Below are 16,674 nucleotides of genomic sequence, written 5' to 3'. Positions count from 1 at the left end.
CACGCGCCATCCCTGTGGGAGCGGGCGTGCCCGCGAAGAGGCCGGCAAAGGTGGCTTGCGATCAGCAGTCAGGCTTGCCAGCGGTGAACTTCTTGGCCGGGTTGACCGCCGCCTTGAACTCGCGCAAAGCCTTGGAGCCCACCAGCAGCGGGTAGTTGAAGCTGCTGCGGTCCACCAGGTTGACCTCGACGGTGCGCTTCACGTCCCCCAGGCACAGCTCCAGGTCGACCACCGGGCGCTTGGAGATCTCCGGCGCATCGCCTTCCTCCTCTTCATCGGCACGGCCCTTGATCTTGCTGATGCGCGAGACCTTGTGCTCGTACACCTTGCCGTCCGAGTCCTTGGTAGCCAGGCGGAAGCGCACCCACTCGTCGCCATCACGGGTGAACAGCTCGATGTCCTTGGCCGACAGCGACGCGGTGAAGGCACCGGTATCCATCTTGGCTTTCAGGGTTTCGCCCAGTTCGGGCAGGGCTATGTTCTCGTAACGGCCATAGATTGTGGGCTCGGCGGCCATGACCGGCAGCGCCAACAACGACAACAGGGCAAGCAGAGGTTTCACAGGCAAGCTTCCTTGAGGAGGGTCAGTGCTTAGACTGCACTGGCAGGATAGGTTCGCTGTCACAAGCCTAACCAACATAATGTGAAACATTTGTCCTCGCCGCAGGGCACTGGAAATTTGGCGTAGGCCACTGCCCTGCTTATCATTGCCAACCGTTTATCTCCCACAACAAGAGTCTCTTTATGCGTCGCCTGCTGACCGGCATCCTCACTACCACCCTGCTGCTGCTCAACACCCTGGTGTTGATCTGCCCGCTGCTGGTCTTCGCCCTGCTCAAACTGGTGCTGCCGGGGCGTGGGCGTGACTATGCCTCATGGGCGGTGATGTGGGTGGCCGAGACCTGGTCGGAGATCGACAAGGCCATCTTTGCCCTGTGCATTCCTACCCAGTGGGATATCCGCGGCGTCGAGAACCTGCGCAAGGACACTTCGTACCTGGCCGTCAGCAACCACCAGACCTGGGTCGATATTCCGGCGCTGATCGAGAGCCTCAACCGCCGTACACCGTTCTTCAAGTTCTTCCTGAAGAAGGAGCTGATCTGGGTACCACTGCTGGGCCTGGCCTGGTGGGGGCTGGATTACCCGTTCATGAAGCGCTACAGCAAGGCCTTCCTGGAGAAGCACCCCGAGCTGAAGGGCAAGGACCTGGAAATCACCAAGGCTGCTTGTGAACTGTTCAAGCGCCAGCCGGTGACCGTGGTGAACTACCTGGAAGGCACACGCTTCACCGAAGCCAAGCGTCAGCAGCAGCAATCGCCGTATCGCTACCTGCTCAAGCCCAAGGCTGGTGGCGTGGCGTTCGTGCTGGCGGCATTGGGCGAGCAGCTGGATGCCTTGCTGGACGTGACCATCGTCTACCCCGGCAACAAGGCGCCGGGTTTCTGGGATTTGCTCAATGGCAGCATCAGCCGGGTGATTATCGACATTCGTGTGCGTGAACTGGACCCGATGCTGTGGGCGGGGGATTACGAGAATGATGCTGAGTTCAGGCAGACCGTGCAGGCCTGGGTGAACCAGTTGTGGGTGGAGAAGGACTTGCGGATCGAGCAGCTGCGGGCCGAAATGGGCTGAGATCTTTACTGCCTGATCCGGCCTTTTCGCGGGCTTGCCCGCTCCCACAGGATATCCACAGTTTTCGAATTCTGTGCAGGTCCTGTGGGAGCGGGCAAGCCCGCGAAGAGGCCGGAACAGGCATTACAAGAATCCGATTAAAAACCTGGCTAATAATCAGCATTAGGATTACTTCTTTGTCACACACCACCTAAGTGGATAAAAATCGACCAAAGCACAACTACAAAAAATGCTCTGGATCGAACGATGGCCAACCCACCCAGCTCTACCCCCGTCCAGCTCCGCCGTGTCCTCGGCCTGCCCGCCTTGGTGTTCTTCGGCCTGGTGTACATGGTCCCGCTGACCATCTTCACCACTTACGGCATCGTCACCGAACTTACTGGTGGCCGCACGGCCGGCGCCTATATCGTCACGCTGGTGGCCATGCTGTTCACCGCCACCTCCTACAGCTTCATGGTCAAACGCTTCCCGGTCGCGGGCTCGGCGTACTCCTACACCAACATGGCCTTCGGCCCGAACGTTGGCTTCCTGGCCGGCTGGTCGCTGCTGCTCGACTACCTGTTCCTGCCGATGATCAATTACCTGCTGATCGGCCTGTTCCTGAACATCGCCTTCCCGGCCATCCCCGCATGGTCTATCGCGCTGGCCTCGATTGCCCTGGTCACGCTGCTCAACGTGGTCGGCATTCACTCTGTGGCCAAGACCAGCAACCTGATCGTCGGCGCACAGATCGTCTTCATCGTGGTGTTCGTCGCCCTGTCCTGCCAGTCCCTGGCCGGCCAGCCGCTCGACCTGCTTTCGCCACTGCTGGGCGACGGTTCGCAGCCGGGCTTCGGCGCGCTGATGGCTGGTGCGGCGGTGCTGTGCCTGTCGTTCCTCGGCTTTGACGCTGTCTCGACCTTGGCCGAAGAATGCCGCGATGCCCGCCGCGATGTGCCACGGGCAATCATCCTCACCACCCTGTTCGCCGGCGTGCTGTTCACCGTGCTGGCTTATGTCAGCCAACTGGTACTGCCGGGCACCACCTTTGCCAATGCCGATGCGGCGGCCAATGAGGTGATGTTCAAGGCGGGCGGGCAGTTCCTGGCCAACTTCTTCACTGCGGCCTATGTGGCCGGCAGCCTGGGCTCGGCGCTGGCCTCGCAGGCGGCTGTGTCGCGCATTCTGTTCACCATGGGCCGTGACAAGGTGCTGCCGCAGCGAACGTTCGGCTACCTGTCACCGCGCTTTGGCACGCCAGTGTTCGCCATTCTGCTGGTTTCGGCGTTCTCGTTGCTGGCGTTGGTGATCGACCTGGCGACCCTTGCATCGCTGATCAGCTTTGGTGCGCTGGTGGCGTTTTCGGCAGTGAACCTGGCAGTGGTTAAGACCCACCTGGTGGACGAAGCCTCGCAGCGCAGCCTCAAAGGGCTGCTGAGCTATGGCCTGGTGCCGCTGGTGGGGTTGGGGCTGACACTGTGGCTGTGGACCAGCCTGTCGGCGCTTACCTTGGTGATTGGCCTGTGCTGGTTTGCGCTGGGTCTTGCGTACCTGGCAGTACTGACCGCCGGCTTCCGCCGCCCGGTGCGGCTGGTGGATTTTACCGAAGCGACCTGACTCGCCTTTGCGGGATACACCAATCTCATGGCCTGCGCTGGCCTTTGTAGGAGCGGCCTTGTGTCGCGAAAGGGCTGCAGAGCAGCCCCGGCTATATCTGCATCGACGCTGAAATAGTGGGGCCGCTTTGCGGCCCTCTCGCGACACAAGGCCGCTCCTACAGGTACAGCGTCAGCCTTCAAGGCTGTGATGCTGGCGAAATCCTCAGACCGAAGGCCCGGCCAACGGAGCAGGAGTGGCCCACAAACTCCCCAGATTCTGCAACAACGACCCGGCAATCCCCTGCTGCCCCAGGTACTGCAGCAGCAACGGCGCAAACTGCCCGATCATCCCGGTATCCATCCCCAGCGCCTTGAACGCATTGTCCAGGTCGCTGCGGTTTTCCACATTGTTGCCCAGCGCATTGCTCAACGCCGACTGGCTCTCGCTGTTCTTGCCCAGCAACTCACCCAGGCCACTCAAGCCGCCCAGTACATTGGCCCCGGCAAGCAGGTCCAGCCCCGGCACGGCCTTGGTCAGTTGGCCGTAGTCGTCGCTGCTCAGGTTGTTGCGCGCCAGCCCAAGCATGGCCCCTGCACCGCCCACGGCTTGCTCCGGGGTGATATTCAATTGGCTGCCCAAAGTGTTGAGCAGGTTTGCCTGCGCCTCGGGTGCCTGCACCTGGCCTTGCTGGCTTTGACTCTGGTTCTGCATGGCCGACACGGCGTTGGCGGCGTCGCTGAGGTTGAAGGCGAACACCGGGCTCGCGGCCAGGGTCATCAGGGTTGCCAGGGTGAATGCTTTCATCGGGAGGGACCTCGTCGGCCGGGATGGCCTGGGAAACGAGAGGTTTGACCGACTAATGCGCAACTTGTTCCGAGCCGTATATCGAAGGCTGCTGGATAATTACCTAGCATTTTTACCAGTTGCAATGCTCCTTCTGGCTGACGAAGCTGAGGACTCCTCCCTACCACAAGCTGGGTATAACTTATGATAACCGGCGCACCGCTATATATTTTTTACCAATCGAAGCACATTAAAAACGTCATCTACAGCAATCTACAAGTGTCAAAATTCTGCACCGCAAGTCAGTTCATAGCGGAAATACAAGCGGACTCTCTAGAAAAGCGCGCAATACCGCTGGCAGTAGACAGGCTCGGAACGGCAATTGCCGCGCCTAACAAGACAGGCATAGTAAACAATAGCTTTTCATGCTACGGACATATCGACCAAATGCACCAAAGACTATCAATTTTTGGTTTCAATGGTGAACTGCCCAATTGCAATGGAAACTACCTACTCGGTAGCTATCGTCTTTTCAGCCCGTCACTGATGCGCTTCATGTCTTTCGACAGTATTGCGCCGTTTGCGAAAGACAACATCAGTGGCTACGGTTACTGCTCTGGCGACCCAATAAACCATTCAGACCCGACCGGCCATATCAAGCTAAACTTTTTAAAATCTGTCAGAAGGTTATTCAAAAAAAACAGGCCATCCGTTTCAAATCCAGGTCTGAGTCAATCGCTACCTGAGATAGACCTGCCTGCCGAATACTCGAGACCTGAACCTTTCAACCCACTTGCAAGCAACTCGATTTCCGAACCTGTGCTCTCTCCTCTCCCAATCGCCAAGCCGAAGAGGCCTGTCTCGTATAATCCAAAGGCGGGGGTCCCATCACTTAAGGATCTTGCCAGATATGAGCCCTCAGCACCGAAACCGGTAAACCCTCTTTCCCCAATGACCGAACGTTATTTAAAAAGACTAAATCATATTGCGGAGTTCAACTACGCCGTGATGTCAGAAAGTAACGATAGGGACTTTATAAATGAGGCATTGCTATCTGGAAACAGGGCTTCTACAGAAGCAACCAGAGTACTATTCACACCTGGCTATCAGCCCTCATTAGAGAGGAAGCGACGGCTCCTGAGGGACTAACGTAATTCGGTGATAGGAAAGGAAAAGCCCCTCGACTCGAGGGGCTCTTCTTACACGGCGTTAGTTATGCCGCCCCCCACATCTTGTGCGGGTCGATCACGAACTTCTTCGGCACACCGGCATCGAACTCGCCATACCCTTCCGGCGCCTGATCCAGGTTGATCACCTGCACACCCACCACTTCGGCAATGTTGATTCGGTCCCACATGATCGCCTGCATCAGCTGGCGGTTGTACTTCATGGTCGGGGTCTGGCCGGTGTGGAAGCTGTGCGACTTGGCCCAGCCCAGGCCGAAGCGAATGCTCAGCGCGCCGATCTTGGCGGCAGCATCCACCGCACCCGGATCTTCGGTCACGTAAAGGCCCGGGATACCGATGTTGCCGGCAACGCGGGTAACCTGCATCAGCGAGTTCAGCACGGTGGCCGGGGCTTCATGCTTGGCACCTTCATGGCCATGGCCGCGGGCTTCGAAGCCGACGGCGTCGACGGCGCAGTCCACTTCCGGCTCACCGAGGATGTCGACGATCTGCTCGTGCAGTGGGGTGTCCTTGGACAGGTCGACCACTTCGAAGCCTTGGGACTTGGCGTGGGCCAGGCGGGCCGGGTTGAGGTCGCCAACGATGACGCAGGCAGCGCCCAGCAGGCGCGCCGAGGCAGCGGCAGCCAGACCGACCGGGCCGGCGCCAGCAACGTAGACGGTGCTGCCTGGGCCTACACCGGCAGTCACGGCACCGTGGTAGCCGGTCGGCAGGATATCGGACAGGCAGGTCAGGTCACGGATCTTTTCCATGGCCTTGTCGCGCTCGGGCAGTTTCAGCAGGTTGAAGTCGGCGTACGGCACCAGCACGTACTCGGCCTGGCCGCCGGTCCAGTCGCCCATGTCGACGTAACCATAGGCACCGCCAGCGCGGGCAGGGTTGACGGTGAGGCAGACACCGGTGTGCATTTCCTTGCAGGAGCGGCAGCGGCCACAGGCGACGTTGAATGGCACCGAGACCAGGTCGCCAATCTGCATGCGCTCGACGTCACGACCCTTCTCGACGATTTCACCAGTGATTTCGTGGCCCAGGACCAGGCCAACCTGGGCAGTGGTGCGGCCGCGGACCATGTGCTGGTCGGAGCCGCAGATGTTGGTGGAGACCACCTTCAGGATCACGCCGTGCTCGATCTTCTTGCCGCGTGGGTCCTGCATTTTCGGGTAGTCGATCTTCTGCACCTCGACCTTGCCGGCGCCGAGATATACCACTCCACGATTGCCAGACATGCTCTTACCTCGCTTGATTTTTATTTATGCAGCGGTGGTTGAACGCGCCGCCATCCGTGGGCGGCATGTGTTACTGGAATGCAGGGAATTGTGGGCCTGATGGGGCCGGATGCACTGACTGGGAGCGACAGGGAGATGCCTTTTAGCGGCAGGGTTGTCGTTGGAGGATATGGGGGAACGGATGGGGTGACCTGTGCCGGCCTCTTCGCGGGCTTGCCCGCTCCCACAGGTCCTGCGCTGGCTTCAAGTTCACGCTGAACCTGTGGGAGCGGGCAAGCCCGCGAAGAGGCCGGTACTGGTTATTACAGAACTACGGTCCGGTTGGCGTTGAGGAACACTCGTCGCTCGATGTGATACCCCACCGCTCGCGCCAAGGTCAGGCACTCGATGTCGCGCCCTTTGGCAATCAGGTCTTCGGGGTAATGGCTGTGGTCGACCACCTCCACGCCCTGGGCGATGATCGGGCCTTCGTCCAGGTCGTTGTTGATGTAATGCGCCGTAGCGCCAACCATCTTCACGCCCTTGTTGTACGCCTGGTGGTAAGGCTTGGCGCCTTTGAACCCTGGCAGCAACGAGTGGTGAATGTTGATCGCCCAGCCATCCAGGCGCCGGCACAGCTCTGGCGACAACACCTGCATGTAGCGCGCAAGTATCACCAGCTCGGCGCCGGTTTCCTCGATCACCTGAAGTACCTTGCGCTCTTGCCCAGGCTTGTCCTTGGGGTCGAGGGCAAAGTGGTAGTAAGGGATCTTGTGCCAGTGCGCCAGGGGTTCGAGATCGGGGTGGTTGGACACCACCGCGACCACGTCCATGGCCAGCTGACCGATACGCTGGCGATACAGCAGGTCGTTAAGGCAGTGGTCGGCCTTGGACACCATGATCACCACTTTGGGGCGGTGGTTAGGTGCGGTCAGCTCGAAGGTCATGCCGAACGCCTCGCTGCGCTCGGCAAGGCCGGCGCGGAAGCCGGCTTCATCGAAATCGTCCGGCTGGCGGAACTCCACGCGAATGAAGAAACGCCCAGACTGCCGGTCATCGAAGGAGTGGTGCTCCGTCACGTAGCAGCGCTGCTCGAAGAGGTAACGCGTCACCACGTCGACGGTGCCGAGCATGCTCGGGCAGTCGGCGGTGAGAATCCAGGTATCCGGTGCCCGACTCATGTTCTGTTCTCCTTAAGCCTCGATGCTCAGGCCGTACTCGGCCGAAGCGTCCTGCAGCCACAGCCACCAGTAGTCGGCGAAGCTGCGGCGAATCACCAGCTCCCAGGTGTCTTCGGCGGTGCGGCGAATCACCAGTTGCGACTTGGCGAACACGGTGCCGACTGCCTTGCCCACCGGGAAGTTGTTCGGGTGAACATCATAGCTGGTGGACTTCATCAGCACTTCGCGCACATTCGGGCCGCGCAGCTCCAGCAGGCTCTGCCCGCCGCTGACGTTGACTACCTGGATGTGCTGGCCTTCGAGGGCTGCGCGCAGTTTCTGCTCGACCGCCAGTTCCTGGCCGCCTGGCACGATCAGCAGCCACTCGTCGGGGCCGACCCATTGCAGCGACATTTCGTTGTTGGCGACCACGGTCAGGGCCACTGGCAGCTCCAGGCCCAGGGCCTTGTGCACGCCGGCGGCGAATTCCGGGTTGTGGCCGTCGCCACGGATGGTCAGGTGGCCGAGGAACTTGCGTTCACGCAGGGTCACGCCTGCGTTCTTGCGGCCTTTGCCAACCAGGCTGGCCAGGTCGGCGTGGTGCAGTGGCGACTGGGCCTTGGCCTCGGCGCCGGGGTTTTGCTGGAAGACGTTGATAGCGCTCATTTCTTACCTGCCTTGAATTCTTGTTCGTCGATGCGACGCAGCTTCTGTGCTGGATCTACCGGCCCTATCGCCGGCAAGCCGGCTCCCACAGGGACCTCACCAACCTTCAAAGCTGCATCGATCCTGTGGGAGCCCGGCTTGCCGGCGATGAGGCCTGGCCTGCCCCCACAGGGCCCGGAGTCAAACGTTCTGCCGCTCACCCTTCGGATCGAAGAACACCGAAGACACGATCTCCGCCTCGATCACGCTGCCATCCGCCTGCGGCGAGTAGACGCGCTCGCCCATGCGCTTGAGGCCGCCTTTGACCACACCCATGGCGAACGAGTAGCCCAGGGAGTTGGACGCGTAGCTGGAGGTGACGTGGCCAACCATATCCATCGGGATCGGCTGTTTCGGGTCGAACACCAGCTGGGCGCCTTCCGGCAGCCACTGGTTCGGGTCGACCGGCTTCAGGCCTACCAGTTGCTTGCGGTTGTCGCGCAGGCAGTCTTCGCGATTCATGCCACGCAGGCCGATCCACGAGAACGGCTTGTTACGGCCCACGCACCAGCTCATGTTCAGGTCGTCCGGGTTCATCGAGCCATCGGTGTCCTGGCCAACGATGATGAAGCCCTTCTCGGCACGCAGTACGTGCATGGTCTCGGTACCGTACGGGGTCAGGTTGTACTTCTTGCCTGCCTCGATGATCTGTTCCAGCACGCCCATGGCGTAGTTGGCCTGCACGTTGACTTCGTACGACAGCTCGCCGGTGAACGAGATACGGAACACCCGAGCCGGTACGCCGCCGACGTTGCCTTCCTTCCAGGTCATGAACGGGAAAGCTTCCTTGTCCATGTCGATGTCGGTCAGCTCGCTCAGCAGCTTGCGGCTGTTGGGGCCGGACAGGGTCATGGTGGCCCAGTGGTCGGTGACCGAGGTGAAGTACACCTTCAGTTCCGGCCATTCGGTCTGGTGGTACAGCTCCATCCACTGCAGCACACGGGCGGCACCGCCAGTGGTGGTAGTCATGATGAAGTGGTTATCGCCGACGCAGGCGGTCACGCCGTCGTCGAAGACCATGCCGTCTTCCTTGCACATCAGGCCATAGCGGGCCTTGCCCACGTCGAGCTTGGTCCAGGCGTTGGTGTAGATGCGGTTGAGGAACTCACGCGCATCCGGGCCCTGGATGTCGATCTTGCCCAGGGTCGAGGCGTCCAGCAGGCCCACGCTGTCGCGCACGGCCTTGCATTCACGGGTCACGGCGGCGTGGATGTCTTCACCGGCTTTCGGGAAGTACCATGGGCGCTTCCACTGGCCGACGTCTTCGAACTCGGCGCCATTCTTCACGTGCCAGGCATGCAGGGCGGTGAAGCGTACGGGCTCGAACAGGTGACCACAGTGACGTCCCGCTACTGCACCGAAGGTAACCGGCGTGTAGTTGGGGCGGAACATGGTGGTGCCCATTTCCGGGATGGTAATGCCGATCGAACGGGCGGCAATGGCCAGGCCGTTGATGTTGCCCAGCTTGCCCTGGTCGGTACCGAAGCCCAGCGCGGTGTAGCGTTTCACGTGCTCGACCGACTCGAAGCCTTCGCGGGTGGCCAGTTCGATGGCGGCCGCGGTGACGTCGTTCTGCTGGTCGACGAACTGCTTGGGTGCACGGGCAGTGCCCTTGTCGTGCGGCACCTGGAACAGCGCCACGGTGGCCTCTTCCTTGCGCGCAACGGTTTTCGGCAGGCTGCCGACGGTGGCCTTGAAGCCCGCTTCGGTGGCTGCGCGAACGCCGCCTTCGAAGCCATCGGCGATCACGTCGCCCAGGGCGTAGACGCCGTTGATGCCACCCACGCATTCGCGTTTCTGCGGGGCATCGCCCGGCACGAAGCCGAGGATGTCTTCACGCCATACCGGGCGACCGCCCAGGTGCGAAGCCAGGTGCACGATCGGGCTGTAGCCGCCGGAGGTGGCGATCAGGTCGCACTCGAGGGTTTCGCCTGGGCTGGTGACCTTGTGTGCCTGCACATCGATGGCGGCCACACGGGCGCCGGTGACGTGCTTGCTGCCCTTGGCCTCGATCACGGCGCTGGAGGTGAGGATGCGGATGCCTTTGGCACGAGCTTCTTCAACCAGCGAGCCACGTGGGTTATGGCGGGCGTCGGCAATGGCGACCACTTGCAGGCCGGCGTCGTGCCAGTCCAGCGCGGCGCGGTAGGCGTGGTCGTTGTTGGTCGACAGCACCAGCTTGCGGCCCGGGGCCACGCCGTAGCGGCGTACGTAGGTGGACACGGCACCGGCCAGCATGTTGCCCGGCAGGTCGTTGTTGCCGTACACCAGCGGGCGCTCGTGGGCGCCGGCAGCCAGCACCACGCGCTTGGCGCGGACGCGGTGCACGCGGTGGCGTACCTGGCCGATCGGGGCGCGGTCGCCGAGGTGGTCGGTGAGGCGCTCGTGGATGGTCAGGAAGTTATGGTCGTGGTAGCCGTTGACCGTGGCACGTGGCAGCAGGGTCACTTCCGGCAGGCTTTCCAGCTCCTTCACCACGGCGCTGACCCAATCGGCAGCAGGCTTGCCGTCGAGGGTTTCGCGGGTGTCGAGCAGGCTGCCGCCGAACTCTTCCTGCTCGTCAGCCAGGATCACGCGGGCACCGCTGCGGGCAGCGGCCAAGGCTGCGGCCAGGCCGGCAGGGCCAGCGCCGACGATCAGCACGTCGCAGTGCTGGTTCATGTAGTCGTAGCTGTCCGGGTCGTTCTGCAGCGGCGCGCGGCCAAGGCCTGCGGCTTTGCGGATGTACTTCTCGTAAGTCATCCAGAACGATTTCGGGTACATGAAGGTTTTGTAGTAGAAGCCCGGCGGCATCATGCTGCCGCCCACCTTGCCCAGGATGCCCATGACGTCGTTGTTGACGTTCGGCCAGCCGTTGGTGCTGGTAGCTACAAGACCTGCGTACAGCGCCTGCTGGGTGGCACGCACGTTGGGGATCTGGGTGGCTTCGCTGGAGCCGATCTGCAGGATGGCGTTCGGCTCCTCGGTACCGGCGGCGATGATGCCGCGTGGACGCGAATACTTGAAGCTGCGGCCGACGATGTCGACGCCGTTGGCCAGCAGTGCGGCGGCCAGGCTGTCACCGGCATAACCTTGGTAGGTCTTGCCGTTGAAAGTGAAGTTCAGGACCTTGCTGCGGTCGATACGGCCGCCGCTGGCGAGGCGATAGGTCTGGCTCATACTTTTTCCCCTTGGCCTTTGACGGTCGACGCGGCGCTGTTCTGCTTGCCGCTGGCGGTCACTTGCGGCTTCTCGCCAATCTTGTAGGTTTCCAGAATTTCGTAGGTCACGGTGTCGCGGGTGACGTTGAAATACTGGCGGCAGCCGGCAACGTGGTCCCACAGTTCGTGGTGAATACCGCGTGGGTTGTCACGGTAGAACATGTAGGTACCCCATTCCTCGTCGGAGCAGGCGTTAGGGTCCAGCGGGCGGGCGATGTGCGCCTGGCCAGAGGCGTGGAACTCTTCTTCGGAGCGCAGCTCGCCGCAGTGGGGACAGAAAATATGCAACATGACGGTGTCTCCGGTTAGTGGGCGACGGCGGCGGCGCCGTGTTCGTCGATCAGTGCGCCGTTGTAGAAACGGTCCATGGAGAACGGCGCGGCCAGTGGGTGCATTTCGCCCTTGGCCAGGCTCGCGGCGAAGACGTTGCCCGAACCCGGGGTCGCCTTGAAGCCGCCAGTACCCCAACCGCAGTTGAAGAACATGTTCTTGACCGGGGTCTTGGTGATGATCGGGCAGGCGTCCGGCGAGGTATCGACGATGCCGCCCCACTGGCGGTTCATGCGCACGCGCGAGAGGTTGGGGAACATCTCGACGATGGCCTGCAGGGTGTGCTCGATCACCGGGTACGAACCGCGCTGGCCGTAGCCGACCCAGCCGTCGATACCGGCACCGATCACCAGGTCGCCCTTGTCGGACTGGCTGATGTAGCCGTGCACGGCGTTGGACATGATCACGCTGTCGATGATCGGCTTGATCGGCTCGGATACCAGTGCTTGCAGCGGGTGCGATTCCAGCGGCAGGCGGAAGCCGGCCAGCTTGGCCATGTGCCCGGAGTTACCGGCGGTGACCACGCCGACGCGCTTGGCGCCGATGAAGCCTTTGTTGGTTTCCACACCGATGACCGCGCCGTTTTCCTTGCGGAAGCCGATCACTTCGGTCTGCTGGATCAGGTCCACGCCCAGGGCGTCGGCGGCACGGGCGAAGCCCCAGGCCACGGCGTCGTGACGCGCCACGCCGCCACGGCGCTGCACGGTGGCACCGAGGATCGGGTAGCGGGTGTTCTTCGAGCAATCCAGGTACGGGATCTCGGCCGCGACCTGGGCGGTGTTGAGCAGCTCGCCATCCACGCCGTTCAGGCGGTTGGCGCTGACCCGGCGCTCGGAGTCACGCATGTCCTGCAGGGTGTGGCACAGGTTGTACACACCGCGCTGGGAGAACATCACGTTGTAGTTGAGGTCCTGGGACAGGCCCTCCCACAGCTTCATGGCGTGCTCGTACAGGTGCGCCGACTCGTCCCACAGGTAGTTGGAACGCACGATGGTGGTGTTACGGGCGGTGTTGCCGCCGCCCAGGTAACCCTTCTCGATCACGGCAACGTTGGTGATGCCGTGTTCCTTGGCCAGGTAGTAGGCCGTGGCCAGGCCATGGCCGCCACCGCCGACGATAACCACGTCGTAGACCTTTTTAGGGGTTGGCGTGCGCCACATGCGCTGCCAGTTCTCGTGGTGGCTGAGGGAGTGCTTGAAAAGGCCGAAGCCCGAGTAACGTTGCATGGTGTGTGACTCCACTCAGCGGTAAACAGGGAAATCTGCGCACAGGGCCGCGACGTTCTTCGCCACATCGGCTTCGACGTCTGCGTCACCGAGGTTGTCGAGGATGTCGCAGATCCAGCCGGCCAGGGCCACGCACTGAGCGACCTTGAAGCCGCGGGTGGTGACGGCCGGGGTGCCGATGCGCAGGCCCGAGGTGACGAATGGCGACTGCGGGTCATTCGGCACGGCGTTCTTGTTGACGGTGATGTGCGCGCGGCCCAGGGCGGCGTCGGCATCTTTGCCGGTGAGGCCCTGGCGGATCAGGCTGACCAGGAACAGGTGGTTGTCGGTGCCACCGGAAACCACGTCGTAGCCGCGGTCGATGAACACCTGGGCCATGGCCTGGGCGTTTTCGATCACTTGTTGCTGATAGGCCTTGAATTCAGGCTCCAGCGCTTCCTTGAAGCACACGGCCTTGGCGGCGATAACGTGCATCAGCGGGCCGCCCTGGGCGCCAGGGAACACCGCGGCGTTCAGTTTCTTCTCGATCTCTTCGTTCGACTTGGCCAGGATCAGGCCGCCACGTGGGCCGCGCAGGGTCTTGTGGGTGGTGGTGGTAACCACATCGGCGAACGGGATCGGGTTCGGGTACAGGCCTGCGGCAACCAGGCCGGCTACGTGGGCCATGTCGACGAACAGCAGCGCACCGACCTTGTCGGCGATGGCGCGGAAGCGTGGGAAGTCGAGGGTCTTGGAGTAGGCCGAGAAGCCGGCAACGATCATTTTCGGCTTGTGCTCGACAGCCAGGCGCTCGACTTCGTCGTAGTCGATCAGGCCGGTGTTGGTGTCGATGCCGTATTGCACAGCGTTGTACAGCTTGCCCGAGGACGACACCTTGGCGCCGTGGGTCAGGTGGCCGCCGTGGGCCAGGCTCATGCCGAGGATGGTGTCACCAGCCTGCAGCAGGGCCAGGTAGACGGCACCGTTGGCCGAGGAGCCGGAGTGCGGCTGGACGTTGGCGTAGTCGGCACCGAACAGCTGCTTGGCGCGCTCGATGGCCAGGGCTTCTACCTTGTCCACGTGCTCGCAGCCACCGTAGTAGCGCTTGCCCGGGTAGCCTTCGGCGTACTTGTTGGTCAGGCCGCTGCCTTGGGCCTGCATCACGCGCTTGGAGGTGTAGTTTTCCGAGGCGATCAGCTCGATGTGGTCTTCCTGGCGCTGTTCTTCGGCATTCATCGCCGCCAGCAGTGCATCGTCGTAACCCTGGATCTGGTCTTGCTTGCTGAACATCGTGTATCTCCCGGCAGCGATCATTTTTTGTCGTGGGGCACTGTGGCCCTTTGTGGCGATGTTATGACTGGCCGGGGCGGGTCAGATGCCTGCGCACGCCTTGCAATGGCGCGTTTACGACATTCGTTTTGCACTGGCCTCTCTGGCCTCATCGCCGGCAAGCCGGCTCCCACAGGAATGACACTGTTCTCAAGCCCTGTGGAGTACCTGTGGGAGCCGGCTTGCCGGCGATAGGGCCAGTACAGGCACCGCTGAAGTCAGCCGATGCACCGCTTGTATAGGCATCTGCTGAATCGATGGTTTAGAGTGCTGTTCTGCGTCGTTCACAGGACAGTGTCATGACAGATAAGAGCCAACAATTCGCCAGCGACAACTATTCCGGCATCTGCCCCGAAGCCTGGGCAGCGATGGAAAAGGCCAACCATGGCCACGACCGCGCCTATGGCGACGACCAGTGGACCGAACGCGCCGCGGAATACTTCCGCAAGCTGTTCGAAACCGACTGCGAGGTGTTCTTCGCCTTCAACGGCACCGCCGCCAACTCCCTGGCCCTGGCCTCGCTGTGCCAGAGCTACCACAGCGTGATCTGCTCCGAGACCGCCCACGTCGAAACCGACGAGTGCGGTGCGCCGGAGTTCTTCTCCAACGGCTCCAAACTGCTGACCGCGCCCAGCGTCAACGGCAAGCTGACACCACAGTCGATCCGCGAAGTGGCGCTGAAGCGCCAGGACATCCACTACCCCAAGCCACGGGTGGTGACCATTACCCAGGCCACCGAGGTCGGCACCGTCTATCGCCCCGACGAGCTGAAAGCGATCAGCGCCACCTGCAAGGAGCTGGGGCTGAACCTGCACATGGACGGCGCCCGCTTCAGCAATGCCTGTTCGTTCCTGGGCTGCAGCCCGGCAGAGTTGACCTGGAAGGCCGGTGTCGATGTGCTGTGCTTTGGCGGCACCAAAAACGGCATGGCGGTGGGCGAAGCGATCCTGTTCTTCAACCGCCAACTGGCCGAGGACTTCGACTACCGCTGCAAGCAGGCCGGGCAACTGGCATCGAAGATGCGCTTCCTGTCGGCGCCTTGGGTGGGCCTGCTGGAAGATGGCGCCTGGCTGCGCCATGGCGCGCATGCCAACCATTGCGCGCAGTTGCTTGCCTCGCTGGTGAGTGACTTGCCGGGGGTGGAGCTGATGTTCCCGGTTGAGGCCAACGGGGTGTTCCTGCAAATGCCGGAACACGCGATCGAAGCACTGCGCGGCAGGGGGTGGCGGTTCTATACCTTTATTGGCAGTGGCGGGGCGCGGTTCATGTGCTCGTGGGATACCGAGGAAGAGCGGGTGCGCGAACTGGCGGCGGATATCCGCGCCATCATCGGCGCCTGACAGGCCGCATTCGCGGGCATGCCCGCTCCCACAGGAATATCGCAGCCGTCGAGAGCTGTGCAGTACCTGTGGGAGCGGGCAAGCCCGCGAAGAAGCCAACACCGCATTTGCGGGCTCGCCCGCTTCCACAGGAATATCGCAGCCGTCGAGAGCTGTGCAGTACCTGTGGGAGCGGGCAAGCCCGCGAAGAAGCCAACACTGATCTAAAGCCTGAACCCACCCATCTGCCGCGCCAGGTCCTCCGCCAAGCCACGCAGCGCCTGGCATTCCTCGCGGCACCCCTGCACCTCCGCCGCGGTCTCCCGCGCCAGGTCGGAAATCCCCTGCACCGTACGGTTGATCTCCTCGGTCACCGCCGACTGCTCTTCGGTCGCAGTAGCCACCTGATGGTTCATGTCGCTGATGTGCTCCACCTGGTCAGTGATCGCCCCCAATGACGCCCCGGTGCGCTGGCTCGACTCCACGCCGCTACCCGTCGCTTGCTGCCCCGCCTGCATCGAACTCACAGCCGAACCCGCGCCCTGCTTCAAGCGCTGGATCATCTGCTGCACTTCGTCGGTGGACAGCTGCGTGCGCCGGGCCAAAGTACGCACCTCATCGGCCACCACGGCAAACCCACGCCCCATCTCCCCTGCCCTTGCCGCTTCGATGGCGGCATTCAGCGCCAGCAGGTTGGTTTGCTCGGAAATACTACGAATCACCGCAAGAACTTCGTCGATCGAGGCTACTTCATCGGCCAGCTGGCTGACTGCATCGGCCGCCTTGCCGATATCCCCCGACATCCCCTCGATACCACGGATCGAGCGTTGCACCACTTCACGCGCCTGCAGGGCTTCGTCCCTCGCCGACTGCGAGGCCAGGGCCGCATCACCGGCATTGCGGGCAATGTCCTGCACGGTCAAACCCATTTCGTGCACGGCGGTAGCGACCATTTCGGTCATTTCCTGCTGGCGCCCGGAACGCTCGGCGGTGTTGTCCACCACTTGTGTCACCTGCTCGACCGCCAGGTGCAGCCGCTCG

14 protein-coding genes are annotated in these 16,674 nt (G+C 62.1%); 4 read left to right on the top strand and 10 right to left on the bottom strand.

Annotated features, from left to right (window positions below; genetic code table 11):
- Positions 1 to 61 precede the first annotated feature (61 nt).
- Complete coding sequence (locus tag CAG44_RS09550; RefSeq protein WP_003257529.1) at positions 62 to 562, bottom strand: ATP-dependent zinc protease; 501 nt, start codon at positions 560 to 562, stop codon at positions 62 to 64.
- Positions 563 to 744: 182 nt separating this feature from the next.
- Here CAG44_RS09550 and CAG44_RS09545 point away from each other — a divergent pair, with 182 nt between their 5' ends.
- Both CAG44_RS09545 and CAG44_RS09540 read left to right on the top strand, forming a co-directional pair.
- Positions 745 to 1,632 (top strand): acyltransferase, encoded by an 888-nt coding sequence (locus tag CAG44_RS09545; protein WP_085591321.1) that lies wholly within the window; start codon positions 745 to 747, stop codon positions 1,630 to 1,632.
- A 246-nt stretch (positions 1,633 to 1,878) separates the two neighbouring features.
- Positions 1,879 to 3,228 carry an APC family permease gene (locus tag CAG44_RS09540; protein ID WP_085692001.1) on the top strand — a complete coding sequence of 450 codons (1,350 nt, stop codon included), beginning with the start codon at positions 1,879 to 1,881 and terminating at the stop codon, positions 3,226 to 3,228.
- Between the two features lie 204 nt (positions 3,229 to 3,432).
- Here the strand turns inward: CAG44_RS09540 and CAG44_RS09535 are convergent, their stop codons facing one another.
- Positions 3,433 to 4,014 (bottom strand): DUF2780 domain-containing protein, encoded by a 582-nt coding sequence (locus tag CAG44_RS09535; protein WP_085692000.1) that lies wholly within the window; start codon positions 4,012 to 4,014, stop codon positions 3,433 to 3,435.
- Between the two features lie 258 nt (positions 4,015 to 4,272).
- On the opposite strand from CAG44_RS09535, the gene CAG44_RS09530 reads away from it, so the two are divergent.
- On the top strand, positions 4,273 to 5,142 hold the full coding sequence (locus CAG44_RS09530; RefSeq protein ID WP_158091147.1) for an RHS repeat-associated core domain-containing protein: 870 nt from the start codon (positions 4,273 to 4,275) through the stop codon (positions 5,140 to 5,142).
- A gap of 64 nt (positions 5,143 to 5,206) precedes the next feature.
- Here CAG44_RS09530 and fdhA read toward each other — a convergent pair whose 3' ends face one another.
- The 7 genes from fdhA to CAG44_RS09495 all read right to left on the bottom strand — a co-directional run bounded on the left by fdhA (position 5,207) and on the right by CAG44_RS09495 (position 14,275).
- The gene (gene fdhA / locus CAG44_RS09525; protein WP_003255673.1) at positions 5,207 to 6,406 is read right to left on the bottom strand and encodes a formaldehyde dehydrogenase, glutathione-independent; all 1,200 of its coding nucleotides are present in this window, start codon (positions 6,404 to 6,406) and stop codon (positions 5,207 to 5,209) included.
- Positions 6,407 to 6,708: 302 nt separating this feature from the next.
- A complete protein-coding gene (gene purU / locus CAG44_RS09520) occupies positions 6,709 to 7,566 on the bottom strand; it encodes a formyltetrahydrofolate deformylase (RefSeq protein WP_075044363.1) in 858 nt (285 codons plus the stop codon).
- 12 nt (positions 7,567 to 7,578) lie between these two features.
- Positions 7,579 to 8,211 carry a sarcosine oxidase subunit gamma gene (locus tag CAG44_RS09515; RefSeq protein ID WP_025337396.1) on the bottom strand — a complete coding sequence of 211 codons (633 nt, stop codon included), beginning with the start codon at positions 8,209 to 8,211 and terminating at the stop codon, positions 7,579 to 7,581.
- Positions 8,212 to 8,391: 180 nt separating this feature from the next.
- Positions 8,392 to 11,409: a sarcosine oxidase subunit alpha gene (locus CAG44_RS09510; RefSeq protein WP_025337395.1), complete on the bottom strand. Its 3,018-nt coding sequence runs from the start codon at positions 11,407 to 11,409 to the stop codon at positions 8,392 to 8,394.
- Complete coding sequence (locus CAG44_RS09505; RefSeq protein WP_013970519.1) at positions 11,406 to 11,741, bottom strand: sarcosine oxidase subunit delta; 336 nt, start codon at positions 11,739 to 11,741, stop codon at positions 11,406 to 11,408. Before CAG44_RS09505 ends, CAG44_RS09510 begins: the two co-directional genes overlap by 4 nt.
- A gap of 14 nt (positions 11,742 to 11,755) precedes the next feature.
- Entirely contained in the window at positions 11,756 to 13,006 is a 1,251-nt protein-coding gene (locus CAG44_RS09500; protein WP_003255680.1) for a sarcosine oxidase subunit beta family protein, read from the bottom strand.
- Positions 13,007 to 13,021: 15 nt separating this feature from the next.
- The gene (locus tag CAG44_RS09495; protein WP_025337394.1) at positions 13,022 to 14,275 is read right to left on the bottom strand and encodes a serine hydroxymethyltransferase; all 1,254 of its coding nucleotides are present in this window, start codon (positions 14,273 to 14,275) and stop codon (positions 13,022 to 13,024) included.
- 338 nt (positions 14,276 to 14,613) lie between these two features.
- Between CAG44_RS09495 and CAG44_RS09485 the strand changes: the two genes are divergently transcribed.
- The gene (locus tag CAG44_RS09485) at positions 14,614 to 15,654 is read left to right on the top strand and encodes a low specificity L-threonine aldolase (RefSeq protein ID WP_025337393.1); all 1,041 of its coding nucleotides are present in this window, start codon (positions 14,614 to 14,616) and stop codon (positions 15,652 to 15,654) included.
- Positions 15,655 to 15,857: 203 nt separating this feature from the next.
- On the opposite strand, the gene CAG44_RS29280 is transcribed toward CAG44_RS09485, so the two are convergent.
- Positions 15,858 to 16,586 carry a methyl-accepting chemotaxis protein gene (locus CAG44_RS29280; protein ID WP_371916769.1) on the bottom strand — a complete coding sequence of 243 codons (729 nt, stop codon included), beginning with the start codon at positions 16,584 to 16,586 and terminating at the stop codon, positions 15,858 to 15,860.
- Between the last annotated feature and the right edge of the window lie 88 nt (positions 16,587 to 16,674).

It is taken from the genome of Pseudomonas sp. B13(2017), assembly GCF_002113245.1.
In the GTDB taxonomy this organism is placed as follows: Bacteria; Pseudomonadota; Gammaproteobacteria; order Pseudomonadales; family Pseudomonadaceae; genus Aquipseudomonas; species Aquipseudomonas putida_Z.
The sequence above is the reverse complement of the archived record's forward strand: the minus strand, read 5'-3'. Positions and strand labels throughout refer to the sequence as shown.